Here is a 24,358-nt window from a genome sequence, read left to right as displayed (position 1 = left end):
GGAAAGAAAGGGTCGCTCATGCTGGAACCGGAAATACCGGAAAATGAGGCGGATCGCCTTCAGGCGTTGTTCGATTACCACGTGCTGGATACCGACCCGGAACAGCAGTTCGATGAGTTGACCGAACTGGTATCCAAAATCTGCGATGTGCCCATTGCCCTGATTTCGCTGATTGATGAAAGCAGGCAATGGTTCAAGTCGCATTACGGGTTGAACGCCCGGGAAACGCCGCGCAACGTTTCATTTTGTGGTCACGCCATTCTGCAGGAAGAGGTGTTTGAGATTCCCAACAGCCTGGAGGACGAACGGTTTGCGGACAACCCCATCGTCACCGGGGAACCCAGGGTCATTTTCTACGCCGGCGCCCCCCTGCAGACCCCCAGCGGTCATCGGATCGGCACCCTGTGCGCCATCGACCAGAAACCGCATCATCTTACTGAAGAGCAGAGAAGGTGCCTGGCGCTGCTGGCCCGCCAGGTGGTCTCCCAGCTCGAATTGAGAAAAAACATCCTCGTCAAGAACGACCTGTTTGCACAGCAATCGAAGTTGTACAAGGAAATCGAGGCCTTGCACAGCGAATGCGATTTAAAGCAGGAAAAAATTGAAGCCATTGTGGAAACCATGCTGGATCCCCTGGTCGTGATCGATGAGAGAGGGGCCATCGAGGTGTTCAATCCCGCCGCGCAGGCCACCTTTGGATACGAGCCTTCGGAAGTGATCGGGAAGAACGTCAGCATGCTGATGCCGGAACCCCACCAGGCAAGCCACGATGAGGCCATCGCGAGGTACAGGAACACCCTGCAACCGACCATACTCGGGGAGTTGCGCGAGGAGTTCGGCCGTCACAGGGACGGAACCGTTTTCCCGGTCGAGTTGCTGATCAATGAAATGGTGATCGACGGCGAGCGCCGGTTTGTCGGCATCTGCCGGGACATCACCGTGCGCAAAACCGCGGAAGAGGAATTGAGGCAGGCGGAACGCCAGGCGGTCGCCGCCAACGAGACCAAGAGCCGCTTTCTGGCCAACATGAGCCACGAAATCCGCACCCCCATGAACACCATCCTGGGACTGGCCCACCTGGCCCTGCAAAATGAAATGTCTCCCAAGCAAAAGGATTATCTGGAGAAAATTGAAAGATCCGGCAAGAACCTGCTCGGCATCATCAACGACATCCTGGATTTCTCCAAGGTGGAAGCGGGCAAGATGGAGGTGGAAGCCGTCCAGTTTGACCTTCACGAAGTTCTGGAAACCGTGGCCTACGAGCAGGCGCAGGCCGCGGAGAAACGGGAAACGGAACTGGTGTTTTTCTCTTCACCCAAGGTTCCGCAAAGCCTGATCGGCGATCCGATGCGTCTGGGGCAGGTGTTGACCAACCTGGTCAGCAACGCCATCAAGTTCACCCGCAAGGGCACGGTTGCGGTTTATACCGATGTGGAGCCGGGAGAACCGGACAAGCCCAACCAGGTCACCCTCAAGATTACGGTTCAGGATACGGGAATCGGCATGACGCCGGAACAGGTGGAGAGCGTGTTTGGTGCCTTCAGCCAGGCGGACGCCTCCACGACGCGGAAATACGGAGGGACGGGGCTGGGTCTCGCCATCACCCTGCAACTGGTGGAACTGATGCTTGGAAGCATCTGTATTGAAAGCGAAGCGGGCAAAGGCAGCACTTTTTTTGTAACCCTGCCGTTCCAGTGCGAGCCCAACGAACTGGAAAAAGTGAAAGTCAAAATGGAGGGTCCCGAAAGGCACGCCCTGGTGATTGAAAGCAATCCGGTGCTGTCCAAAGTGCTGACCGGGATGTTGCAGTCGTTGGGATTTTTCGCGGAGCACCGGGAATCTCTGGATGCAGCGGAAGAAAATATTGTGGGGTTGTCGGCGGATAAGGCATATGACCTTGTTTTTGTCGACCTGGAATTCACCAAACTTCACTGGGAGGAGACTTCCGAGCGGCTGAAACTGTTGAGCACCCATTCCGGAAATTCCCGGGTGGTGCTGGTGGTTCCGGATCTGGATTACCTGAACCAGGTCCCAATCAAAGGGAAATCGCTCGACGGGTTGCTGGTGAAACCCATACGGCTGTCGCAGTTGTTCGACCTGGTCACCGACCTCTTTGACGACAAGGAAGCCCGCATGTTGCGAAGCGCTGCGGCACCGCCGCAAAGCGTATTCGATTCCACCTCGTTCCAGGGCCGCCGGGTGCTGGTGGCGGAAGACAACGAAATCAACCAGGAGGTGGTGGAGGAGTTGTTGCAGAGGGTCGGTTTCGAGGTCACCCTGGTGGGCGACGGGAAGGAGGCGGTCGACCGGCTGTCATCCGAAGAGTTTGACGTGGTGCTCATGGACCTGCAGATGCCGGTGATGGACGGGTTCGAGGCGGTACGGCAGATCCGTCTGGACACAAAGTTTGAGAGCCTGCCGGTGATTGCGCTGACGGCGAACGCGATGGCGGGGGACCGCGAACGCACGGCGGCAGTGGGCATGAACGACCATGTCACCAAGCCCATCGATCCGGAAGCCATGTACAAAACGTTGAGCCGGTGGGTGACGTCCTCGACCGGGGAAAAAGCGGCACCCGCAGTGCCGGCCGGTGAACCGGATACCCGCCAACAGGAGGCCGCGTCTCCCCAGTCGGAAACCACCGAATCTCCCGAAATGTCCTTGCCCTCGATTATGGGGCTGGATGTGGACGATGGCGTGATGCGCATCGGAGGCAACCGAGCCAAGTACGGCAAAATTCTGTCCGGATTCTATGACAATCACTCCGGGGATGGAGAAAAAATCCTCTCCGCCTTCAACCAGGGGGATTATGAAAATCTGCAATTATTGGTGCATACCCTCAAGGGAGTTGCCGGCAATGTGGGGGCCAGTTTACTTTACGAACAGGCGGAAATCCTGGAAAACACACTGAATAATGGAAATCGCCAGGAGCAGGAAATTCACACGCATATTCTGGTGGAATCCGTGAACGACCTCATGAACCTGCTGCTGGAATGGAAAAAAATCAGTGAGCCCGAACCTCCTGCCCCGGCTTTTTCGCTGACCATGTGTGATGCGCAGGTGGACAGGCTTATGAAAAACCTCCGGGCCTTGCTGGAAGAAAGTGACAGCCGGGCCACCGTACGGGTGAATGCGCTGAGAGGGTATCTGGAAGGCTCCACCCTGAATGACCTGTGGATGAAGCTGACCAAATCCATCCGGCTGTACCAGTTCGATGAGGCGGTCGAGGTTTTGGATGAAATTATTTCGGAAAAAAACAAACAATGCCAGGAGGGCGACGTTGGACCGGTTACTGAATGAAGCCTGGGTGCTGGTGGTGGACGATCGTCCCGAAAACATTGATGTGTTGACCGGCATCCTTGAGCCGGAATACCGGATCAAGGTGGCGCTGGACGGGCACAAGGCGTTGGAGATTGCCAATGCCAATGAGCCGCCGGACCTGATTCTCCTCGATGTCATGATGCCGGGGATGGACGGGTTTGAAGTCTGCCGAACGCTGAAAAGCCAGGACGCCACCCGCGATATTCCCGTGATCTTCATCACGGCCCGGGACGGCGAAATGGATGAGGTGCAGGCCCTGGACCTGGGAGCGGTGGACTTCATCCAGAAACCCTTCAACCCCAAAATTGCCAGGGCGCGGGTCCGCACTCATGTCCAGATGAGGTGCCTCCTCAAAAAGAACAAACAAATGATCAAGGAGTTGAAGCGGGCCAACCAGATTCTCGACGAGCTGGCGAGGCGAGACCAGCTGACGGGGTTGTCCAACCGCCGGGACATGAAGGAAAAACTGGAGATCGAAAGGAAGCGTTCCATGAGAAACGGCAAACCGGTTTCCTGTATTGTTGCGGACATCGATCATTTCAAAAAGGTGAATGATGACCACGGTCATTTGACCGGGGACGAAGCGTTGAAAAAAGTTTCCAGCATCATTTCCATCAACCTCCGGAGTCACGATACCGCCGCGCGTTGGGGCGGGGAGGAGTTTCTGGTTTTGCTGCCGGAAACCGATCTGGAGGGGGCGACTCATGTCGCAGACCGCATGCGCAGTAAAATCGAGTCAGAAACCATTTGCATGGAGGACCGGGAAATCAAACTCACCATGAGTTTCGGTGTGGTGCAGTTCGATGGGAAGGAAACTATGGAACAATTTCTACACCGGGCGGACCAGAACCTGTATGAAGCCAAAAAAAATGGAAGGAACACAGTGGTTTCAATTTAGCAATTTTAAAAGATGTATGAAGGATGGTCTCAAATGATAGCGAAAAAGCAGATCCTCGTCGTGGACGATTCACCTGAAATCATCGATGCGCTTGTGGAAATCCTGAAGAACGAGTATGTGGTCAAGGTTTCCACAAACGGTCCGAAGGCATTGGATATCGTTTTTTCAAGAACCCCTCCGGACCTTATATTGCTGGACATCAAAATGCCCGGTATGGACGGATACCAGGTATGCCAGCAATTGAAGGATCAGCTGCCGCATAAAATGATTCCCGTCATTTTCATTACCGGGTCCAAGGACGAGATGGATGAAGTGCGGGCCCTGGAGATGGGAGGGGTGGACTACATCCAGAAACCCATACAGTCGGTGATCATCCGCGCCCGGGTGGAAACGCACCTGAGATTGCAGGAGACCTCCAGTCGTCTGGAATGTCTATTGTCGCAAACCCTGCTGGGTTCCATTCAATTGATGGCCCAGACCCTCTCGATGACCAACCCTTTGGCTTTCAACCAGGCCTGCCGCATCAAAAAGCTGGTGCGCAGGATGGCGGAGTACATGCAACTGGAGAATATCTGGCGGTTTGAAACGGCGGCGCTGCTTTCCAATATCGGCTGTGTTGCCCTGCCCATTCATTTGCTGAAAAAAGTATTCAAGGAAGAAATCGTTTCAAAAAGCGAACAGGCCCTGTTCCAGTCCCATCCTGCGGTGGGGGCGGACCTGATACGGGGGATCCCCGGCCTGGACGAGGTGGCGGGCATGGTGCTGCATCAGCTGGATCCGTTCAACCCGCAGTTGCATGAAGGGCCGCCGGACCTCCTGGATCCGGTCCAGCTGGGCGGACAAATCCTGAAGGTGGCGATTGCTTTCGACATGAAGGTGTTCAAGGGAGAGAGGCCGTCTAAAGTGATCTCCGGCCTGGCCGGGGAACCGCACATCTATTCGCCGGAATTGATCCAGACTCTCGCAAGAATCGAAAAGGAAATGCCGTCCGAAAAAGAAAAATCCGTTGCGGTCAAGGATCTGCATGCGGGCATGGTTTTGCTGCAGGACCTTGTCGATGAAGAAGACTTCCGGATTGCCAGTGCGGGTCACGCCATGACGCAGGAAAGCCTGCAAATGATCCGCAGTTATCACAAGAATAAAAATTTAAAGGAACCGTTGCGGGTGAAGGTGGCGGGAAGGGAAATGTTTCAGTGAGAACAAACCTTTTCGCGGGCCTTTGCGGTAAACCCGGTTGCGTTTGAACTCATTTTCAAATTTAAGGAAGAAAGCGGTTACTTGTTGATCACCTGGTCGGGTTTGCCGTCGTGGTTGCGGTCGATCTCCACGCGGACCACCCTGGCGTCGGGTCCGTAAATCTGCCACTGGTCGGCCTTGCCGTTGCCGTTGGTGTCGAATCCCACCTTCTCCATCACCTCGGAGCTGTTGAAGAACTGCCACTGGTCGGGCTTGCCGTTTCCGTTGGTGTCGAATGAAGATTCATGAATTTTTCCGGAACCGTTCAGACGATCCCAGCGGTCCACCTGGCCGTCTGCATTGGTGTCGTATTCAATGCGCTCCAGTTTTTCCGAAGCATTGAAGAACTGCCACTGGTCCGGTTTGCCGTCGCCGTTCTCATCGCGAACGGCTTTGTTCAGCTTGCCCTGGCCGTTGTAAAATTCCGTCCAATCGATCTTGCCTGAGTAATTGGAGTCCAGTTCCATTTTTTCAATCGCGCCCGAAGCGGAGTAGTGCTGGAACTGATCCATTTTGCCATCGTGGTTGCGGTCGAACTCGACCCGGATGCGGGCTCCATTCTTATCGTAGTATTCGACCTGATCGGGTTTGCCGTCGCCGCTCTTGTCAAACTCCACCTTTTCCGGCTTGCCGCTTTTCGACAGGTGTTGCCACTGGTCCACCTTGCCGTCGAAATCGGAGTCGATCTCGTGCACTTCCGCCCATGCGGGAGTGGTGATGAGGATGAAAGCTGCCAGAGCGGGGAAATGGATCGATCTTTTCATGGTTTTATTGGTTCAGGATAAATGAAATGGGAATTTCCAGGACCATCCGTTCTTCGTTCAGAATTTCCGGAATGTTCGGGAACGGGGCCGCGTTGCGGATGGTTTTGAGCGCCGCACTGTCCAGTATTTCATGATTGGATGAATTGTTGATGGCGACGTGACTCAGGGAGCCATCTTTTTCTATGGTGAATTTTACCACAGGCTGTCCTTCCAGGCGGCGGATGCGTGCCATCTTGGGATAATACTTGGCCTGCAGGATCTGCCCCCAGATGGCGCTGTTGAACTCGTCCAGAGCCTTCTTCAAATCCGGTCCGTTGCCGCTGAACTTGACTTTTTCAACCGGTCCGGTTTTTTGCAAAGCCGGCATGTTGAGGCTGGCGGTCTGGATGGGTTCCGCCGCATCTTCAATCATTTCATCCACTTTCACCGGGGCCTGTGCCTTCACCGTCTGTGCTTTCGGCGGGATGTCCGTCCTGACCGGTGTTTTCAACACGGCGGTGGTCGGTGTCATCCTGGATTGAACCGGCACCGTGGACACCGGGGTCTTGAACGTGGCCTCAATCGGGGTGTGTCGTACCGCCCGCGCGAACGTCGGCGTCTGCGGTTTGTGCGTGGCGACTTCCTGTTGAATGGGTTGCATGCTCGCCGGAGGCGGCGGCACCTTGGCTTTCACCTGCTGGGTCTGAACCGCTTTCATCGGTTGCGGCGTCGGTGGCGTCACCGGTTTTTTGGGCACGGTCTTCTGCGGAGGCGTCACCGCCTTCTGGGCGACGGGTTTCACCGCATCGGGCTGGGTCTGCGCCGGAGGCGGGGGAGGGGGCGGCGGTTTGGGCGCGACGTGCACCTTCACTTTCGGCTCCGGTTTCGGTTCGAGTTTGAAAGTGATGTCCTGTTGCCAGATCATCCACGCCAGCAGGAGGTGAACCACCACCGATGCGGTTACGGGCAGGTGTGCGGGGTATCGGGTCTCCAGGACTTCTGCGTTCATGACGAAGTGGACTCCAGTGGATCGGTTGCAATCACGATGTTGCTGGCTCCCAGCAGTCGCGCCAGATCGAGGATCTTCGCGAACATGTCGAAATCGGTTTTCTTGTCGGCCTCGATGATGATGGGCACCGACGAATCCTTCTCCACCGCCGATCCAATAATCGAGCGCAGTTCTTCAAACTCAACTTTTTTGTCGCCCGCCATCAAGGCCCCGTCCTCCTGCACCTGAATCTTGATCGACTTCATGTCGAAGGACTCACTGGACTCCGCCCTGGGCAGCTCGATGTCCATGCCCTCCTGCCGGATGAAGGTGGACGTCAGCATGAAAAAGATCAGGAGAAGAAAAACGATATCGACCAGCGGCGCGATATCGAGCCCTTTATTCTTTCGGGGTTGGACTTTAAGGCTGACCATGATTATCTTCTCGCAGACTCATTTCCCCGGTACATTGGCCATGCGCCGTTCGCCGGGTTCTTTTTCAATGCTGGCGCTTTTGGCCCGCGCTTTTTCCTTGGTGTCGTCCCACTGATGCACCAGGTGCAGGCTGAACTTCTCCAGCAGGAACGACATGGTCTCCATCCGGCGGTCGAAGTAATGAAGCATCACCATCACCGGAATGGCGACGGCGAGGCCCGCGGCCGTCGTCATCAACGCTTCCCAGATACCTCCGGCCAGAATGCTGGGGTCGATCTGGTTCTTGTGCTGGGCGACCTTGCCGAATGCCTGAATCATGCCGACCACGGTACCCAGCAGGCCCAGCAGGGGAGCGATTGCGGCGATGACTTCCAGCGCGCGCAGGTTTTTGCTCATTCGGCTCAATTCTTCCTGCCCGGCCAGTGTCAGCGCTTCCTCGAATTTCCACTTGGGATAATGAAAGCAGTTCCGCGCCACCTGCAGAAGGCGTCCGGCAGGACCGGGCGGCTGTTCGTGCGAGCGGGCAAAGATGTTGTTGCCTTCTAGAAACAATGTCTTGAAAACGTTCTGCATCTTTTCCGGACTTTGCTGGTTGGAGTAGAAAAAGATCAGCCGCTCGATGATCAACGCCAGCGCGACCACGGAACAGAGGATGATGGGAATCATGAGGACCCCACCCTTGCCGATCAACTCCAGTATCGGAGTGGTGCCCTCCACTGCGGCTTTGGTTTGTGCGGGATCCATTCAGCCTCCTGTCACTTTCTACTCGAGAATCATTGAAAAGCCGGAGCGGGAGAACAAGCCGGCCTCCCGATGTGCATCCGGTGATTACGCGGAATCCTTTAATCGGAACAGGGAATATTTTTGAATGCTTCCCCTCTGCATCCACCCGCGAAACACAGGGCAAGACGCTCCTCTATACATATAAAGTAAGACGAATGAGAGGGCCGGGACCCTGACGTCAAAATGAAAATATTTTTGAAATTCGTTCTCATAATACTACTTAAAAACTAATGAAAATGAAAGTCATTATTATACCTTGGGCTCATTCCTTCACCACAGGCCTAAATAGTTAACTTTTAAAACATTACAAAAGTTGGCTGACGGGGTGGGAATCCGGCAAGCCGATATTTGGGGGATTAGGGTTGACTTTCCCCGGTTTATATTGAAAATGAAATCCATTATTATTTTCAAGAAGTGACTGCTGAATCCTTGCGTATGGAGGAGGGTGGCTCCAACCGAGGATTCTTCTTTTGCCCCGCCCGGCCTGGGTTGGTGCCGGTACCGGGGACAGAATCGGATCGCATGGGATCGCATGGGATTGCAATCGGGACAAATGGATCGTTCGGCCTTGCTCGAGGCCTACTATGAATACCAGGGAGACCTGATCCGGTTTTTATCCCAACGTCTGAAGTGCGGCTTTGCGGCACGCGACATGGTGCAGGAGTTGTACCTTCGCCTCCTGAAAATTCAAAACCCCACCCGCATCGAAAACTGCCGGGCCTACCTGTTCCGCATCGCTTCCAATCTGGCCACCGATCACATCCGTGTTGAAGCCCGCCGGGCGGAGCTGCTTCGGGAGTGCCGCGATGTTCTGACCCGGACTGAAAACCAGGTGACCCCGGAAAGGGTGGTCCTGGCCCGCTGGGAATTGAAGCTGTATCAGAAAGCGGTGCAGGAGTTGCCGCCGCTCAGCCGAAAAATTTTTTACCTGAATCGGTTCGAGGGCAAGCCGCAACGCGCCATTGCAAAAGAGGTGGGGGTGTCGGTCACCACCGTCGAAAAACACATCCGAAAGGTGCTCGATCACCTGGCCGCCACCCGGGATCGGCTGGAAGCCCTTAAAAAACGCACAAGGGGGGTATGACAACACATGGGTTCATTCGTCTTATTTAAAGAAGGTTTTTGAAATCATCTACGCCGGTGAAGGTATGTGACTCCGGCTCATAATTTTTATGTGCGCAAACATGGTATCGGATAAAGGCAAAGCTCTACCGGATGAATCCCCGCAGGAAGCGCGGCAGTGGGTGGTGCGCCTGGCTTCGGGAGAAATGACCCCGCCGGAAGCCCGCCGTTTTAAAAAATGGTTGCACGCGGATGCGAGGCACCGGGACGCCTTCCGCAGGGAGCGGCGCCTGTGGCAGGAGCTGGAAGCAATGAGGGGGGCGTTTGCCGCAGACATGCCGGGGTCGCCTGTACCGGTTTCCTCCGCGCCTGCGGCGGAGCCTGCCAATGAATGGGATGGAGTCCTCCCCGCTCCCCGCTCGAAAAAACCGTTTGCCGTGTTTCGCTGGGCCGCCGCCTGTTTCTGTTTGTTTGTGTTGTGGGCGCAGTTCGGCTCCATCTGGTTGGCGGATCACCGCACGGCGGAAGGTGAGCTGCGTCGGGTGGAGTTGCCGGACGGGTCGACGGCGCACCTCAATACCGCCACCGCCATGAACGTGCATTACGAGAATGGCGTGCGTCACATCGAATTGCTGGAAGGCGAGGCGCTGTTTGATGTCCGCCGGGACGCATCGCGACCATTCCGCGTCACCACCCGCCAGGGCGTGGTGGAAGTATTGGGAACGCGTTTTGGCGTTTCGCATTCAAAAGATAGTCTGGAAGTGACGGTCCTGAGCGGCGAGGTCGCGGTGGTCCCACCCTCGCAATCCTCCCTGCCAGTTGCGGAAAATCCGCGGGCCGTGAACCTGACCGCCGGGCAAGCCGTCGATTACATATCGGGGTCACCCTCGCAGACGGTTCGAAATGTGAATGTGCATGCCGTGTTGCCGTGGACACGAGGCAGGATTGTGATCGATGAAATGCCGTTTGCCGACGCCATTGAAAAGCTGGATGCCTATTTCCCCGGGCGCGTGTTGATCCTTCGCGAACACGCCGCACAGCAACCCGTCAGCGGCCTGTTCCATGTGGACCAGGCGCAAAGCGCCATTCGGGCTCTGGCTTCCACCCAGGGGCTTCGTGTCACGCACATCACGGATTATCTTCTTGTCCTTCGTTAGCTGTTGTCATTCTGCAATGCGGGGCGGGGCGAAAAATTTTTTTGTAATCGCAAGTTGGGCAAACCGGGTTCCCACCCGTCTTTATGTTGAACTTCCTGATTCAAGGAAATTTTTCAACAGGCATTCGATGGGAACCCTGCCTTTGGCGGAAGGATGCCGTGCATGAACTGGAAAGAGGAGGAATGCAATGGCATTCATCGGCATAAAGCGGCGCCGCGCCTTACCGGGCAGGGGTCTGGAAAATACAGGAAACATTTTTGGAACAGGCCTTGCTGTCGCGTTGGTAGCGGTCCTGCCTGCTTTGCATTCGTTTGGTGTGGATGATGCGTATGCAGGCGAACCCTTCCACTCGGCGTTTTCTCAAAAGTTTGCGGTTGCGGATGCGAGCGGAATGCAGCTGGCCCAGGCGGGAGATGTGAAATCGTTCGATATTCCGCCGCAACCTTTGGGATCGGCGTTGGCGCAGTTCTTCGATCAGTCCGGCTTGCAGGTTGCCTTCAGGACTGCGGACGTCAAAGGCGTTTCGACGTCCGGGGTGTCGGGAGAGCACACGGCCCGGAAGGCGTTGGAGATTTTGTTGGCGGGGACGGAACTGTCTGCTGAATTCAAGGATGCCAATACGGTGACACTGCAGCATGCGGAAAAAATCAAAAAAGGTTCCCTCCCGGAGATGAAGGTGGAGGGGGACTGGCTGGGGCCGCCCACGCCGGAAAGCGTGCGTACCTACAGCGGTTCCCGCAGCGTTGTGACCGAGGAACAGATCCAGCGCCGGGGAACATTGAATCTGGAAGACACCCTGCGTACCGTGCCCGGCGTCACCATCCTCGACGAAACGGGTGTCGGCATTCTGCCGAACATCGGTGTGCGCGGTCTCACGCCGCTTCGCAGTCAGCGCATTCAGGTGTTGCAAGACGGGTACCCCGTTGCCATCGGTCCATACAGCAACATCGGTTTGTCCTTGTTTCCCCTCACCATGCAGAGCATTGAAACGATCGACGTGGTGCGCGGCGGCGCGGCGGTGCATTACGGACCGAACAACGTCGGCGGTGTGCTCAACTTCATCACCCGTCCCATTCCCTACGAGCTTTCGCAGACTCTGGGCGAACGCATCACCATCTCCGAGGAAACCGGCAACATCATGACGGACACGTATTTTCGCATCGGCGGATTCGCCACCGACAAGCTGGGACTGCAACTGCAATACAACACACTGCAGGGACAGGGTTTCCGAGACCATTCCGACACCGAGGTCCACAATTTCATCTTCGATGCGGACTTGTTTCCCAATGAACAGAACCAACTGGCCTTCCAGTTCCAATACTACAATGTGGAAGCGGAACTGCCGGGGTCGTTGAGCCCGAGCCGGTACCAACAGGACCGCACCAGCTCGCAACGGCCGCATGACAGTTTTGATGCGGACATGTTTCGCGCCACCCTCACCTGGACCTACACGCCGGACAAGAATACGGAATTCGAGTGGCGCAACTTTTACCACAAGGCGGACCGCACGTTTTTCTTCGGCCAGAACCTGGGTGGCGGCAACGTGTTCGATCCCGCCATTCCGGCCACCCACAAAGCCGACTCGCCGCGCATTTTCTCCGTTATGGGGATCGAGCCGCGCCTGACCCGCCGCATCGACAACCACACCATCATCGTCGGTGCGCGTTACGTGCGGGAGGGAGTGGATTTCGATGTGAACCGCGTGGAATTTGCCACCGGCACCCGCACCGTGGCGCGGGACTGGGCATTTGATGTGGACGCCTTCGCCGTGTATGCCAGCGACACCATCCGGTTCATGAACGACCGCCTTGCGGTGACACCCGGCGTGCGCTACGAAAACGTGTACATGGATTTTCGCAACAACCTGAACGGCGTCATGGACACCAACAATGCGTCCAGGCTGCTTCCGGGCATCACCGTAGGGTATGAGGCGACGGATCGCGTCTTCGTATTCGCCAACGCCCAGCGTTCGCTTGTGCCGGTGCAGACGGCACAGGTCACGCGCGCGGGCGACGTGGCCAATGAAACGGCGTGGAACTACGAACTGGGAAGCCGGTTTCAGGTATTACCCAATCTTCAAACATCCGCCACCTTGTTTGTCATCGACTACCGCGACCAGATCCAGTTCAACAGCGGCACTGCGCGGTTCGAAAACCTGGGCGAAACCCTCCACCACGGCATCGAGTTGACCTCGGACTGGGAAGTGACGGAAAATGCCAACCTCAGCTTGTCGTACACCTACCTCGATACCGAGCAACGGTCCGGCGCGAACAAGGGCAAAGAGTTGCCGTATGCACCGCACCATCATGTGAGCCTGAGCGGGGGTTACCGGCACGAGCAGTGGGATTTTGGGCTTACGGCACTCTATGTCAGCGAAAGTTACAGCGATGCCGCGAACACGGATCAGGAAACGGCTAACGGCAGTGCGGGAGAACTCCCCGAATACACGCTGGTCAACGCCCGGGTCGGCCGGGATTTTGAAATGGAAGGCTACAACCTCAACGTCGGCCTTTCGGTGAACAACCTGTTTAACGAGGATTATTACTTCCGCGGCGTCGACGTGAGTCCGGTAGGACGACTTCCCTCACCGGGCCGGTCCTTCATTCTGGGTGTGCAGCTCGATTATTGATTCACCGGAGTTCATCCGGAGAGTGGAGTCATGTCCCGGGACAGATCGGCCCTGCAGGAAAAACGGGATCTGGTGATGTCTTGAAACGTTGCATTTTTACAGGGAACATCAAATCATGAAAGCCTCGACTCCCTCATCCCAGCGACTGCGTCAATGGATGCGGCGTGTGCACCTGGTGCTGGCTTTCACCGCCGGTCTGGTGCTGGTGGTTTCGGGACTGAGCGGCAGTCTCCTCGTGTACCACAAGGAGATCGACCACGCGTTGAATCCCGATCTGTGGCGGGTGGAACCGCAGAACGGCCCGCACCGCATCGACGCGTCCCTGGATGCAGTGCGGGCAGCCCACCCGAACGCGCAGGTGATTAACGTGCGTCTGCCGCGCGAACCGGATCACGCGATGGAAGTCTGGATTCAGGACGCGGGCGGCACTCGCAAAGTGTATGTGAACCCTTACACCACGCGCCTCCTCGGTTTGCGTGGAGATCATGACGGGTTGATGGGAACCCTGCATGATCTCCACGTGCACCTGCTCGCGGGGGAAACCGGTGAGACGGTGATGGGCGCCATCGGCCTGGTGGCGCTGGTGCTGTTGGGCACGGGGCTGGTGCTCTGGTGGCCGCGCGGCGGGCGCTGGTCCGGCGCGTTCCGTATCGGGTGGAAGGAAACCGGAATGCGCCGGGTGTTCCGCCTTCACCGCTTCATCGGCATCGTGTCGATGGGGTTTCTCGTGTTCAGTATCGCCACCGGGGCGGGCATGGTGTTTCACAAGGCCGCCAACGTTGTGCTGGAGTCGGTGTTGGGAGGACCCATGCGGCCGCTGCCGCCGAACCTCACGGCCCCGGTCAACCACCCCATGCCCGCGGAACAACTGATGGCACGGGGGCAATCGATCCTGCCGGAGGCAACCATCACGTGGCTGCGTCCGCCGCGCACTTCCGACGCGCCGTTTGTCCTGCGCATGCGGTTCGATGAAAATCCGCACCCCAACGGTTCCACCTACCTCGCCCTGCATCCGGAAACGGGAGAAGCGATGATGGTGCACAGCTTCCGTCAGGCCTCGTCCGGGCAGGTGGCCTCCGACCTCAAGTACCCGCTTCACATCGGGCGTTTCTGGGGAGGAGCCGGGCGCGTGCTGACGGTGATCATCGGTCTCAGTCCCGCGCTTTTGTTCGTCAGCGGGTTCCTGTTCTGGAAACGCCGCCGCGGGGCTTCCTCCCAAATGGCCGATAAAACCGTCCGACCGGCCTCCGCTGCAACCAACCTGTCCGAAGCTCCCAACGAATCCGTTTCCTGAAAACGCAGCACCCCCCGCTTCCTCATTTTTCTTTTGCCTGTTTTTATTCTTTGAGTGCGTTAGAATAATAGAACGTGCAACCGGAAGGGGGATCATGATTACCGGTTCACGCTTTCCCAACCGGCTCCAATTCCAATTACCTGGAACACGATGAGGTGACCTGAATGGATTTCCTCTCCTCCTGGTTTCAAGAGATCAAAAGGGCCAGCCTGCCCGCCCTTCAGAACCTGATCGATTACCTGCCGAACCTGTTTGGCGCGGCCGCCCTGCTTGCGGTCGGCTGGATGGTGGCGGGCCTGGCGCAGGTCGGTTGCGTGAAGACGGTGGTGGCGCTCGACCGGGTGCTCAGCCGCACGCCCATCAAACGGAGCACCGCTCCTCACCTTCAGGTAACGCACCCGGCGCTCGACCTGTTCGGCAAAATCGTTTTCTGGGCGGTCATTCTTTTTTTCGTCAAGTTCGCAACCGACATCCTCGGCCTGCATGCGGTGGCGCAGTGGCTGAACCAGGTGGTCAATTACCTGCCCACGTTTCTCGCCGGTGGCATCATCCTCATCGCCGGTGTGTTGTTGAGCGTCCTGGTGCGCGACCTCACCATCACCACCGCGGACACGGCGGGCATCCCGCAGGCAAGCCTGCTGGGAACACTGGCGCAGGGCGCGACGCTGATCACCGCACTGGTGATCGGTCTCGACCAGATCGGCATCGAGGTGGCGTTTCTGTCCACCCTCATTGCCATCGGCGCGGCGTCGTTTCTGGGCAGCCTGGCGCTGGCGTTCGGTTTGGGTGGACGCACCTTCGTCAGCAACCTCATCGGTGCGCATTTCGTGCACAAGCAGTACGAGATCGGCCAGCGCGTGCGCTGGGGAAAACGCGAAGGGGTGATCCTTGAATTCACACCGACCTCCGTCGTGCTGGCGACCAAGGAGGGGCGATTGATTCTTCCGGCCAGTTTGTTTGAACAGGAACCCATGGAACAGTTGATCGGGCAAAACGAACATGAATGACGCGATCGAATTCACCCGGCATTACCTGTCCGCCTTTCCCGGCGAGGCCGCACGCGTGCTGGAAGCCATGCCGCCAAAAGATTCCGCCGCCTACCTGGCGTCGATGGAACCGGAAGACGCGGCGCCGGTGATGGAGGAACTCCTGCCGTGGTACCTCGTGCAGTGCATGAGCCACTGGACGACCCGGGAAGCCGCAGAACGGATCGAACTTCTTTCTTCCTACCGCGCCAGTCACACCCTGCGTCTCAGTGATGCGGATTCCCGAAAACGCCTGCTTGAGGCGTTGCCGAAAAAGAAACAGAAGGCATTGAGCCGTCAGATCACTTTCCGCCCCGATTCGGTGGGGCACTGGATGTCGGAACCGTTGCCCGTCGTTTCGGATTCCGCCACGGTAGAGGAAGCGCTCGACCAGCTCCGCCGCGCGGAGTCCAGTGAAGGACAGTATTTTTTCGTCATGCAGAGAAACGGCAGCTACGTGGGCGCGGTGGAGATCGCAAGGTTGTTGCAGGAGCCACCGGACCGGCCGGTGACGGAACTGCTCGACCCGCGCATCGAACCGGTCCTGGTGCAGGCTCCGCTCACCACGGTGCGTGCCTTCCCTGCATGGCACCACGCACACGCGCTTCCGGTGCTCAATGTCGATCATCAACTGGAAGGCGTGCTGAAGGCGGCGCAGGTTCGGGAAGCGCTGGACACGGGTCAGGCGAATGTGGAGGACGCTTCGCTGTTCGAAAGCCTGGTGCCCCTGTTCCTGCTTGCCACCACCGCCTGGGTGCGTGGCATGGTGTCATTGCCGTTTCTCGAACCGCCCAGGCCGGCTCCCGTAAAGGAGGATGACCATGAGCGGTGATGCCAGCACGGTAGCCGAGGCCCTGAACCGGCGATTCCTCCAGGGGCATCCGCGTGCCGCCGCGCGCCGGTTGGAAGAACTGGAACCGGAATCGGCGGCGGTCCTGCTCAACCGGATGCCTTCCGTCCAGCTCACTCCCGTGGTCGAACAGCTGTCGCCGTCGCTGGCCGCTTCCATCCTGCCTTATCTGGATGATGAACGGGTGAAGGACGTGGTCGCCGCGACCGATCCCAAGGCGATGGTCGCCATCCTCCACCAGGTGGACCCCCAAAATGCGGAAGACTACCTGAATCTCGTTTCTCCCGCTGTCAAAAAAGAACTCACCGCGCTCATGCAGTACCCGGAGGACACCGCGGGAAACATGATGGACCCGCGCGTCGAACCGTACGCGGGCACGCTCACCGTCGAGCAGACCCTGAAGCGCCTGCGCCAGCCGGGGTACCGCGTGAAGTCGGTGCTGTTCGTGCAGAACGAGGCGCGGCGGCTGACCGGACGCGTCAGCCTGCAAACGCTGGTGTCGGCGCGGCCGGAACAGTTGCTGGACGAGATCAAAGGCCCGGTCTCGGTGTTCGTCGAACCGCTCGCACCACAGGAAGAAATCGTCGCGCTGTTCGACAAGCACCGGTTCCAGAGCATTCCGGTGGTCGGCCTGCATGGCGAACTTCTCGGCGTCATCTGGCAGGACACGCTGGTGCGCGCGGTGGAACAGGATGCGACGGCGGACGTGCAGGCGATGGTGGGTGCGAGTCGCGACGAACGCGCCCTGTCAAAAGCCATTTTCGCCGTGCGCAAACGCCAGCCGTGGTTGCAGATCAACCTCGTTACCGCATTCCTGGCGGCGGCGGTGGTCGGTTTGTTCGAGGACATGATCGCGCGCTTCACCGCGCTGGCCGTATTGCTTCCGGTGGTGGCGGGCCAGAGCGGCAACACCGGCGCGCAGGCCCTGGCCGTCACCATGCGCGGCCTGGCCATCCGCGAGATCACCACCCGCCACTGGCCTCGCGTGGTGTGGAAGGAATGCCGCGCCGGGTTCATGAACGGCGTCGGCGTGTGCGCCACCACCTGCCTCGGCGTGTTTTTATGGAGCCGGTCGGCGGGACTCACCGGCGTCATCGGCATCTCCATGATCCTGTCGATGGTCATCGCCGGCGTGGCGGGCGCCCTGGTGCCCATCGTGCTGGTGCGCGTCGGGCAGGACCCCGCCACCGCGTCGTCCATCATCCTCACCACCGTCACCGACGTCATGGGCTTCTTCTCCTTCCTGGGCATCGCCACCCTGCTTTCCGGATTTCTTTGATCTCCGGGACGTCCCTGTCCTCAATCTTTCAAGCGTTTCATCCATACCTGTGAAGCCCGCCGCTTTATAAAAAAAACGCATGGGGTTTCACCACCGCGCATAAACATTGGCCCACTCCGGCAGGCCTTGATACACTGAGGTCACTTCATATAATGAATATTTAAAGGAGCGCATCGTGGACAAACCCGTGGTGGCCGACACCCAACCCACTGAAGTGCAACTGAAAGCAGGCAAGGTGTACGCCTGGTGTTCCTGCGGCCGGTCCAAAACCCAGCCGTTCTGCGACGGCTCGCACAAGGGCACCTCGTTCCAGCCGAAAATGTTCAAGGCAGACAAGGACGAAACGGCGTACCTGTGCATGTGCAAGCACACGAAAGACGCGCCGTACTGCGACGGCACGCATTCCTCCCTGTCCGAAGACGGGGAAGAAGGACAGGAGGCGGATACCGACTCGCAGAATGAAGGCGACGCCGGGGAGTCCGGAGTCAAACCGACGAAGGAAGAGCCGACCGTCAAGTACATTCACGAACTCGCTCAGAACGGGCTGGAACGCGTTGGGCCCCACGGCGAGGTGGCGGCGATGGGCGTGCCCGCGCCGGAGTTGCCGCGCTGGGACGACATCCAGATTCTGACCGCTCAGTTTTCTCAGCAACCCCTGCAGGAAAAAATCGAGGTCGGCACCGAAGTCGTCATCGGCCCGCGCGCCAAAAAACCGCTCACCCTGAAAATCCCCCTGCTTGTCTCGGACATGAGTTTCGGCGCGCTGTCGGAGGAAGCGAAGATCGCGCTGGCACAGGGGGCGGAGGCCGCGGGCACGGGCATCTGTTCCGGTGAGGGCGGCATGCTGCCGGAAGAACAGGAAAACAACTCACGTTATTTTTACGAACTGGCGTCGGCGCAGTTCGGTTACAAGGAAGAGCTTCTCAAAAAGGTGCAGGCGTTCCACTTCAAAGGCGGGCAGGGCGCGAAGACCGGAACCGGCGGCCACCTGCCGGGAAGGAAAGTCACCGAACGCATCGCGGAAATCCGCGGACTGGAACCGGGGCAGGATGCCGTCTCGCCGCCGACCTTCACCGACCTGCATTCGGTGGGTGACTTCAAGAAATTCGCCGACCGCGTGCGCGAGGTCACGGGCGGCATTCCCATCGGATTCAAAACCTCGGCGCAGCACATTGAAGACGATATCGAGTTCGCGGTGCAGGCCGGAGCGGATTACATCATCGTCGATGGACGCGGAGGCGGCACGGGCGCCGCGCCTTTGTTGTTCCGCAACCACATCTCCGTGCCCACCATCCCGGCACTGGCGCGTGCCCGGCGGTACCTCGACGACAAAGGCTACGACCACGTGACGCTCATCATCACCGGCGGTTTGCGCACGCCGCCCGATTTCGTGAAGGCGCTGGCGATGGGAGCCGACGCCATCGCCCTGTCCAACGCGGCGATGCAGGCCATCGGGTGCGTGGCCGCGCGCATCTGCCACACCAACAACTGCCCGGCGGGCATCGCCACTCAGGACCCGGAACGCAGAAAGATCCTGGACACGCAAGAAGCGCCGAAACGACTGACCCGGTTTCTAAACGCGTCGGTGGAATTGATGCAGGTCATGGCCCGCGCCTGCGGCCACGAACATCTGAATCGGTTTTCGCTACGCGACCTGAGCACGTGGAAACGCGAGATGAGCGATCTCTCCGGTATTCCGTTCAGCGGGATGAGCGGCCGCTGAGCGAAACCGGTGGGAAATTCACGGCCTCGCTTCTTTTGCTGACAGCCACCTTCCGCCTGTCGTAGAATCGGGGATCGAATCTCAAACTTTCGAACCGGGGATGGGTTTGGTGTTCCCCGGTTCCTTTTATAAAGAGGAGTGTGTCGAATCATGGGTACCGTCCACCCCATATTGAATGAATACTCGGGACAGATCCCGAAATCCCTGCAAACCTACAAGTCCATCCACGCGGTCGACGATTACGAGGTGATCGTCGAACACGCCAGACAGGAAATGACCGCTTTCAGAAGTCTTGACGGTGTGCTCCCCGACGGACGCACGGTGCGCGACGTATTGAAGGAAAGCGGTTGCGAGGAGTCGATCGAGGATATGGATGGATTGGACAAGGACCGCACCCGCGTCGTCGGCGCGCTCAACCTGATTTTCGAATTTTCCGAAGCCATGGCCGAAGACTGACCCCACCCGGCGTGGAGCGAACTGCGCCCGGCGCGGAGCGGACGGATCCAACGCTGACATTTTATTGGAGAGATTTCCGGAAGACGAACGATGGTCCGGGAATCAATAAATTCCTTCGCCTTTCATTCCAGGAGACCGATGACATGATCAACGCCTACGCCGCGAAACAGGCGGGTCAGCCGCTCGAACCGTTCGAATACGATCCCGGCGTCCTGCCGTCCGATGAGGTGGAGATCGACGTCCTGCACTGCGGCCTGTGCCACAGCGATGTCAGCGTCGTCAACAACGACTGGGGCATCACGCAGTTTCCCGTGGTGCCGGGTCACGAAGTCGTCGGGCGCATCGGTAAGAAGGGCGATGCGGTGGGCAACCTGGAAGTGGGCCAGCATGTGGGGCTGGGCTGGCACGCGGGATTTTGCGGGACGTGCGGTTCCTGTTCCACCGGCGACCACAACCTGTGCGCCGCGCCGCAGGAGACGATCGTCGGTCATCACGGCGGGTTCGCCGACAGGGTCCGCGCCCGGGCGCACAGCGTGGTGCCTCTGCCCGACGGCCTGGACCTCGCCGCCGTCGGCCCGCTGTTCTGCGGCGGCATCACCGTGTTCAATCCGTTCGTGCAGTTCGGCATCGAGCCCACCGGCCATGTTGCGGTCATCGGCATCGGCGGGCTGGGCCACCTGGCGCTCCAGTTCGCAAGCAAGTGGGGATGTGAGGTGACGGCGTTCACTTCCGATACGGCCAAGGAAACAGAAGCACGCGGGATGGGCGCGCACCATGTCGTCAACTCGCGCGACCCGAAAGCCATCGAGGCCGCAGCGGGGTCGTTCGACCTCATCATTTCCACGGTCAACGTGAAGCTCGACTGGAACCTGTACGTCAACGCGCTCAAGCCGCGCGGGCGCCTGCATTTCGTCGGCGCCACGCTGGAGCCGCTCGACCTGCAAATATTTCCGCTGCTCATCGGGCAGCGTTCGGTTTCCGGCTCGCCGGTGGGGAGCCCCGCCACCATCGCCACCATGCTGGAATTCTGCAGGCGCCACGGCATCCAGCCGGTGGTCGAGCAGTTCAGGTTCTCGCAGGTCAACGACGCGATAGAAAAGCTCAAGCAGGGCAACGTGCGGTACCGCGCGGTGCTCAGTCACTGACTGCTCGCCATTCAGTACACTTCGCACGAACGGATGAGGGAAACGGTTTTTCCCCTCCATTTATGTTTTTGTTTTCCTGCGTGAAAGCGGTATTCTCTAATTGAGTGCGTTGCCCTTTATGGAGGGTGAGAATGCCAGGAAAAAAAGAACGCGGTTTGTTTGAGCTTTACCGTGACGATCCTGAAAAAGCTGACTGGGAACTGTGGGGACGCGAGGTGGATCCCGTTTCCCGCCGCGGTTTTCTGAAAGACACGGGCCTCGCCTTCATGGCGCTCACCATCGGCGCGCACCTCCCTCATGCGCGGTTCCTGCCGCAGGGATGGCTCCCCGTCGCGCTCGCCGAATCCGGTTCCAATCCCGTCATCGAAGGTAAAAACGGGTTGATCGTGCACAATGACCGGCCGATCAATGCCGAACCGCCGCCGCACCTGCTCGACGCCGATTTCACACCGAAAGAACATTTTTTCGTGCGCAACAACGGCCTGCCTCCCGGCGAGACCGACAACCCCGGCGCGTGGGCTCTCACCGTGGACGGCGAAGTGCACCGGCCGCTCACCCTCACGCTCGATGAATTGAAACGCAAGTTCAAGCACCACACCTACGCGTTGCAGATCGAATGCGGCGGCAACGGCCGCGCCGGATTTTATCCTTCGGCGAAAGGCAACCAGTGGCGGTTCGGAGCCATTGGCTGCGCGCGCTTCACCGGTGTGCGTCTGGGTGATGTGTTGAACGCCGCAGGCATAAAAGCTTCCGCCGTGTACACCGGGTATTACGGCGCGGACTCGCACCTGTCGGGTCAGCCGGACAAGGTGTCGATTTCGCGCGGCACCCCCATCGCCAAGGCGATGGACGAACACACGCTGGTTGCGTGGGCAATGAACGACGAACCCCTGCCGCTCCTGCACGGGTTTCCGTTGCGGCTGGTCACACCCGGCTGGCCGGGATCGACGTCGCCCAAATGGCTGAAGCGCATCTGGGTGCGCGACCGCGTCCACGACGGGCAGAAGATGGATCACTACCGCGTGCCGCGTTACCCGGTGAAACCCGGAACGCCGGTGCCGGAGGAGGATATGGAAATCATCGAATCGATGCCGGTGAAGTCGCTCATCACGCATCCCCAGACCGGGATCGAAATCCAGAAAGGCCAGCCCCTGTTCGTGCGCGGTCACGCCTGGGCGGGGGACCGCTCGGTGGCGGCGGTGCACGTGTCGGTCGATTTCGGTGCGACGTGGCAGGTGGCGCAGTTGAAGGAACCGGTCAACCGTTACGCCTGGCAACGCTGGCAGACGCAGGTGCGGTTTTCCGCGCCGGGCTATTACGAAGTGTGGGCACGCGCCACGGATGAGATGGGCGTCATGCAACCGATGGTGGTGCCGGGATGGAATCCGTCGGGTTACCTCAACAACGCCATGCACCGCATTGCGGTGACCGTAAGATGAAACCGCCGCTTCCTGGATGGAGAGTCCTTCTTGTTTTTGTGTTCGTCGTATGGGCCGCGCCTCCCATGTGGGCGGAGGAAATCGACCCCAACGCCGGGTTGCCTGAGGGCAAAGGGCGCGACGAGGTCATTGCCAACTGCACGGTGTGTCACAACGCCGCGCTCATTCTGCAGAACCGCATGAGCCGGAGCGAATGGGATGCGCTCATCACCTGGATGCAGGAGAAGCAGGGCCTGTGGGAACTGGAACCGGAGGTGCGCAAATCCATACTCGATTACCTGGCGAAACACCGCGGGCCCACCGCCACTGCGCCGGGCGGGGAAGGGCGGCCCCACCCCAACCCGATGTACGAATTCCACTACCCGCCGAATCCGTTATAAATCCTGCCCTGACCCGTTCACCGCTCAACCCGCCATAAGGCGAGGTCGCCAAAACGCGCGACCTGCTTCAAGTGGTTTTTCTCGGATGGATGCAGGCGGTCGAGCAGGTGATCGCGCGCCGCGACGAAATCGCGTTTGTTTCCGCGCGAGTCGTGAAGCAGGAAGTTCACCCGTTCCGTACGTTTGGTTTTTCCCCGCGTGTAGTACTCGGCGGAAAACGAACGTTCGCCGAACACCCACAGCCGGCAGTCCGGGTCGCCGTCACACACCCTGTTGTATTCCGCGACCACGCCCTTGTGCGTGGGCAGGGGCCAGGCGGTGTCCTTCTGCGCTGCGAACAAGAGATAGCCCGTCAACCCTGCGATCATCACCGCCGTTGTCACCTGAACCGTGCGCAGGACTTTGGAGGGTGACGGTACAGCGTGCAAAGACAGCGCCAGCAGAACCGCGGCGGGCGGCGCGGCAGGAAGGGAATAGGTCCAGATGATGTTGCGCGCAAACGTCAGAAACACGGCGGGGACCAGCATCCAGCACAACAGGAACAGGATGAACTCGCCTTGGTCTCCCTTTTGTTCGCGCCATTGCATCCATTCCGGTTTGCGGCGCGTGATCAGCAGGCATGCGGGCACCAGCACGATCCACGGGGCGAGCCCCAGCAGGTAAAACCCCCAGATCATGCCGAACGGTTGCGCGTGCGCGAAGCCGTAGCGGTCGCCTTCCCAACCCGGCACGAGAAAGCGGTTGAAGTGTTCGCCGATGAAAAAATAATTCAGGTATCCCGGCGTCCGCATCTCCGCCGCGACGTACCACGGCACCGCAATGACACAGGCGATGAGAAGTCCCGTTCCCCACGGCAGTTTCGTCAAGAACGGTTTCCATTTCCGGGTGAGGACCAGCCAGGCCGCGATGGGGAGTCCGCCGACCGCGACCACCATGAGTCCCTTGGTGAGCAGACCGATGCCGATGGCGGCGAACATCCAGCGTGCGTGTTTTGGATTCCACTCCCTCGTGAAACGCCAGCAGGCGCTCATCACCACGAACAGCGAAAACAGGAGGACGAGGTCGGTCATCACCGCTCCGGCGGCGGCGAAAAAAATGGAGCTGGTGGCCAGCAGGAGGGTGGCGAGGTGCGCGGTGGTGGCGTCCGCACACTCCTTCACGAACCGCCAGAACAGAACCAGGAGGGCGGCGGACAGGACGAGGATGGGCAGGCGCGGACCCAGCTCCCCCGGGCCGAAGAGAGCGATGCCGGTGGCGGAGAACCAGGTGGAGAGCGGCGGCTTGCCCCAGAAGGGCACGCCGTAATCGAACTGCGGCATGATCCAGTCGCCTGTCTCCACCATCTTGCGCGCGATCTCCGCATAGCGCGCCTCGGTTTCGTCCATGATGGGCACCACCGCCGCCGCCACGGCGCGGCAGGTCCACACCGCCGCCAGGATTCCCAGCGTCCACCACGTATCGCAGCGGGTGTGTGCCGGGTCGGATTTTTGCGGAAGTTGGGATTCCTGCATGGGCG

20 protein-coding genes are annotated in these 24,358 nt (G+C 58.9%); 15 read left to right on the top strand and 5 right to left on the bottom strand.

What is annotated here, in order from left to right; genetic code table 11:
* Nucleotides 1–18: 18 nt before the first annotated feature.
* Genes ACTRXA_RS05140 through ACTRXA_RS05130 form a run of 3 tightly spaced genes read left to right on the top strand, consistent with a single transcriptional unit; the run spans nucleotide 19 to nucleotide 5,416 of the window.
* Nucleotides 19–3,300 carry a response regulator gene (locus ACTRXA_RS05140; RefSeq protein WP_442426133.1) on the top strand — a complete coding sequence of 1,094 codons (3,282 nt, stop codon included), beginning with the start codon at nucleotides 19–21 and terminating at the stop codon, nucleotides 3,298–3,300.
* Nucleotides 3,281–4,219: a diguanylate cyclase gene (locus tag ACTRXA_RS05135; protein ID WP_442426132.1), complete on the top strand. Its 939-nt coding sequence runs from the start codon at nucleotides 3,281–3,283 to the stop codon at nucleotides 4,217–4,219. Before ACTRXA_RS05140 ends, ACTRXA_RS05135 begins: the two co-directional genes overlap by 20 nt.
* 33 nt (nucleotides 4,220–4,252) lie before the next feature.
* Nucleotides 4,253–5,416, top strand: a complete 1,164-nt coding sequence (locus ACTRXA_RS05130; protein WP_442426131.1) for a response regulator — start codon at nucleotides 4,253–4,255, stop codon at nucleotides 5,414–5,416.
* A gap of 77 nt (nucleotides 5,417–5,493) precedes the next feature.
* Here ACTRXA_RS05130 and ACTRXA_RS05125 read toward each other — a convergent pair whose 3' ends face one another.
* The 4 genes from ACTRXA_RS05125 to ACTRXA_RS05110 are packed head-to-tail and all read right to left on the bottom strand — an operon-like array spanning nucleotide 5,494 to nucleotide 8,364.
* Nucleotides 5,494–6,219 carry a hypothetical protein gene (locus ACTRXA_RS05125; protein ID WP_442426130.1) on the bottom strand — a complete coding sequence of 242 codons (726 nt, stop codon included), beginning with the start codon at nucleotides 6,217–6,219 and terminating at the stop codon, nucleotides 5,494–5,496.
* 4 nt (nucleotides 6,220–6,223) lie between these two features.
* Complete coding sequence (locus ACTRXA_RS05120; protein ID WP_442426129.1) at nucleotides 6,224–7,207, bottom strand: energy transducer TonB; 984 nt, start codon at nucleotides 7,205–7,207, stop codon at nucleotides 6,224–6,226.
* Complete coding sequence (locus ACTRXA_RS05115; RefSeq protein WP_442426128.1) at nucleotides 7,204–7,620, bottom strand: ExbD/TolR family protein; 417 nt, start codon at nucleotides 7,618–7,620, stop codon at nucleotides 7,204–7,206. Before ACTRXA_RS05115 ends, ACTRXA_RS05120 begins: the two co-directional genes overlap by 4 nt.
* A gap of 18 nt (nucleotides 7,621–7,638) precedes the next feature.
* On the bottom strand, nucleotides 7,639–8,364 hold the full coding sequence (locus ACTRXA_RS05110) for a MotA/TolQ/ExbB proton channel family protein (protein WP_442426127.1): 726 nt from the start codon (nucleotides 8,362–8,364) through the stop codon (nucleotides 7,639–7,641).
* A 592-nt stretch (nucleotides 8,365–8,956) separates the two neighbouring features.
* Between ACTRXA_RS05110 and ACTRXA_RS05105 the strand changes: the two genes are divergently transcribed.
* The 12 genes from ACTRXA_RS05105 (at nucleotide 8,957) to ACTRXA_RS05050 (ending at nucleotide 22,842) form a co-directional block, all read left to right on the top strand.
* Nucleotides 8,957–9,487 carry an RNA polymerase sigma factor gene (locus tag ACTRXA_RS05105; protein ID WP_442426126.1) on the top strand — a complete coding sequence of 177 codons (531 nt, stop codon included), beginning with the start codon at nucleotides 8,957–8,959 and terminating at the stop codon, nucleotides 9,485–9,487.
* 100 nt (nucleotides 9,488–9,587) lie between these two features.
* Nucleotides 9,588–10,622 carry a FecR family protein gene (locus ACTRXA_RS05100; protein ID WP_442426125.1) on the top strand — a complete coding sequence of 345 codons (1,035 nt, stop codon included), beginning with the start codon at nucleotides 9,588–9,590 and terminating at the stop codon, nucleotides 10,620–10,622.
* A gap of 187 nt (nucleotides 10,623–10,809) precedes the next feature.
* Nucleotides 10,810–13,251 (top strand): TonB-dependent siderophore receptor, encoded by a 2,442-nt coding sequence (locus ACTRXA_RS05095; RefSeq protein WP_442426124.1) that lies wholly within the window; start codon nucleotides 10,810–10,812, stop codon nucleotides 13,249–13,251.
* A gap of 115 nt (nucleotides 13,252–13,366) precedes the next feature.
* The gene (locus ACTRXA_RS05090; RefSeq protein ID WP_442426123.1) at nucleotides 13,367–14,545 is read left to right on the top strand and encodes a PepSY-associated TM helix domain-containing protein; all 1,179 of its coding nucleotides are present in this window, start codon (nucleotides 13,367–13,369) and stop codon (nucleotides 14,543–14,545) included.
* Nucleotides 14,546–14,709: 164 nt separating this feature from the next.
* Nucleotides 14,710–15,552, top strand: coding sequence for a mechanosensitive ion channel family protein (locus tag ACTRXA_RS05085; protein ID WP_442426122.1), 843 nt, complete (start codon nucleotides 14,710–14,712; stop codon nucleotides 15,550–15,552).
* On the top strand, nucleotides 15,545–16,402 hold the full coding sequence (locus ACTRXA_RS05080; RefSeq protein WP_442426121.1) for a magnesium transporter MgtE N-terminal domain-containing protein: 858 nt from the start codon (nucleotides 15,545–15,547) through the stop codon (nucleotides 16,400–16,402). The genes ACTRXA_RS05085 and ACTRXA_RS05080 overlap by 8 nt, the downstream gene beginning before the upstream one ends.
* Nucleotides 16,392–17,699, top strand: coding sequence for a magnesium transporter (mgtE, locus tag ACTRXA_RS05075; RefSeq protein WP_442426120.1), 1,308 nt, complete (start codon nucleotides 16,392–16,394; stop codon nucleotides 17,697–17,699). The genes ACTRXA_RS05080 and mgtE overlap by 11 nt, the downstream gene beginning before the upstream one ends.
* 175 nt (nucleotides 17,700–17,874) lie before the next feature.
* Nucleotides 17,875–19,422, top strand: coding sequence for a glutamate synthase-related protein (locus tag ACTRXA_RS05070; RefSeq protein ID WP_442426119.1), 1,548 nt, complete (start codon nucleotides 17,875–17,877; stop codon nucleotides 19,420–19,422).
* Nucleotides 19,423–19,572: 150 nt separating this feature from the next.
* On the top strand, nucleotides 19,573–19,878 hold the full coding sequence (locus ACTRXA_RS05065) for a hypothetical protein (RefSeq protein WP_442426118.1): 306 nt from the start codon (nucleotides 19,573–19,575) through the stop codon (nucleotides 19,876–19,878).
* A 143-nt stretch (nucleotides 19,879–20,021) separates the two neighbouring features.
* A complete protein-coding gene (gene ahr / locus ACTRXA_RS05060) occupies nucleotides 20,022–21,023 on the top strand; it encodes an NADPH-dependent aldehyde reductase Ahr (RefSeq protein WP_442426117.1) in 1,002 nt (333 codons plus the stop codon).
* A gap of 131 nt (nucleotides 21,024–21,154) precedes the next feature.
* Nucleotides 21,155–22,462, top strand: coding sequence for a sulfite oxidase (locus tag ACTRXA_RS05055; protein ID WP_442426116.1), 1,308 nt, complete (start codon nucleotides 21,155–21,157; stop codon nucleotides 22,460–22,462).
* The gene (locus ACTRXA_RS05050; RefSeq protein WP_442426115.1) at nucleotides 22,459–22,842 is read left to right on the top strand and encodes a hypothetical protein; all 384 of its coding nucleotides are present in this window, start codon (nucleotides 22,459–22,461) and stop codon (nucleotides 22,840–22,842) included. The genes ACTRXA_RS05055 and ACTRXA_RS05050 overlap by 4 nt, the downstream gene beginning before the upstream one ends.
* Before the next feature lie 17 nt (nucleotides 22,843–22,859).
* On the opposite strand, the gene ACTRXA_RS05045 is transcribed toward ACTRXA_RS05050, so the two are convergent.
* Nucleotides 22,860–24,353 carry an ArnT family glycosyltransferase gene (locus ACTRXA_RS05045; RefSeq protein WP_442426114.1) on the bottom strand — a complete coding sequence of 498 codons (1,494 nt, stop codon included), beginning with the start codon at nucleotides 24,351–24,353 and terminating at the stop codon, nucleotides 22,860–22,862.
* Between the last annotated feature and the right edge of the window lie 5 nt (nucleotides 24,354–24,358).

Origin of the sequence: Nitrospina sp. P1_D6, from assembly GCF_052156615.1 — a bacterium.
Classification (GTDB): Bacteria; Nitrospinota; Nitrospinia; order Nitrospinales; family Nitrospinaceae; genus Nitrospina.
The sequence above is the reverse complement of the archived record's forward strand: the minus strand, read 5'-3'. Positions and strand labels throughout refer to the sequence as shown.

Bases quoted from the DNA above. Each gene is read 5' to 3' on its own strand.
- ACTRXA_RS05140 (WP_442426133.1), top strand. From the start codon at position 19: ATGCTGGAACCGGAAATACCGGAAAATGAGGCGGATCGCCTTCAGGCG.
- ACTRXA_RS05130 (WP_442426131.1), top strand. From the start codon at position 4,253: ATGATAGCGAAAAAGCAGATCCTCGTCGTGGACGATTCACCTGAAATC.
- ACTRXA_RS05125 (WP_442426130.1), bottom strand. From the start codon at position 6,219: ATGAAAAGATCGATCCATTTCCCCGCTCTGGCAGCTTTCATCCTCATC.
- ACTRXA_RS05120 (WP_442426129.1), bottom strand. From the start codon at position 7,207: ATGAACGCAGAAGTCCTGGAGACCCGATACCCCGCACACCTGCCCGTA.
- ACTRXA_RS05115 (WP_442426128.1), bottom strand. From the start codon at position 7,620: ATGGTCAGCCTTAAAGTCCAACCCCGAAAGAATAAAGGGCTCGATATC.
- ACTRXA_RS05110 (WP_442426127.1), bottom strand. From the start codon at position 8,364: ATGGATCCCGCACAAACCAAAGCCGCAGTGGAGGGCACCACTCCGATA.
- ACTRXA_RS05105 (WP_442426126.1), top strand. From the start codon at position 8,957: ATGGATCGTTCGGCCTTGCTCGAGGCCTACTATGAATACCAGGGAGAC.
- ACTRXA_RS05100 (WP_442426125.1), top strand. From the start codon at position 9,588: ATGGTATCGGATAAAGGCAAAGCTCTACCGGATGAATCCCCGCAGGAA.
- ACTRXA_RS05095 (WP_442426124.1), top strand. From the start codon at position 10,810: ATGGCATTCATCGGCATAAAGCGGCGCCGCGCCTTACCGGGCAGGGGT.
- ACTRXA_RS05090 (WP_442426123.1), top strand. From the start codon at position 13,367: ATGAAAGCCTCGACTCCCTCATCCCAGCGACTGCGTCAATGGATGCGG.
- ACTRXA_RS05085 (WP_442426122.1), top strand. From the start codon at position 14,710: ATGGATTTCCTCTCCTCCTGGTTTCAAGAGATCAAAAGGGCCAGCCTG.
- ACTRXA_RS05080 (WP_442426121.1), top strand. From the start codon at position 15,545: ATGAATGACGCGATCGAATTCACCCGGCATTACCTGTCCGCCTTTCCC.
- mgtE (WP_442426120.1), top strand. From the start codon at position 16,392: ATGAGCGGTGATGCCAGCACGGTAGCCGAGGCCCTGAACCGGCGATTC.
- ACTRXA_RS05065 (WP_442426118.1), top strand. From the start codon at position 19,573: ATGGGTACCGTCCACCCCATATTGAATGAATACTCGGGACAGATCCCG.
- ahr (WP_442426117.1), top strand. From the start codon at position 20,022: ATGATCAACGCCTACGCCGCGAAACAGGCGGGTCAGCCGCTCGAACCG.
- ACTRXA_RS05055 (WP_442426116.1), top strand. From the start codon at position 21,155: ATGCCAGGAAAAAAAGAACGCGGTTTGTTTGAGCTTTACCGTGACGAT.
- ACTRXA_RS05050 (WP_442426115.1), top strand. From the start codon at position 22,459: ATGAAACCGCCGCTTCCTGGATGGAGAGTCCTTCTTGTTTTTGTGTTC.
- ACTRXA_RS05045 (WP_442426114.1), bottom strand. From the start codon at position 24,353: ATGCAGGAATCCCAACTTCCGCAAAAATCCGACCCGGCACACACCCGC.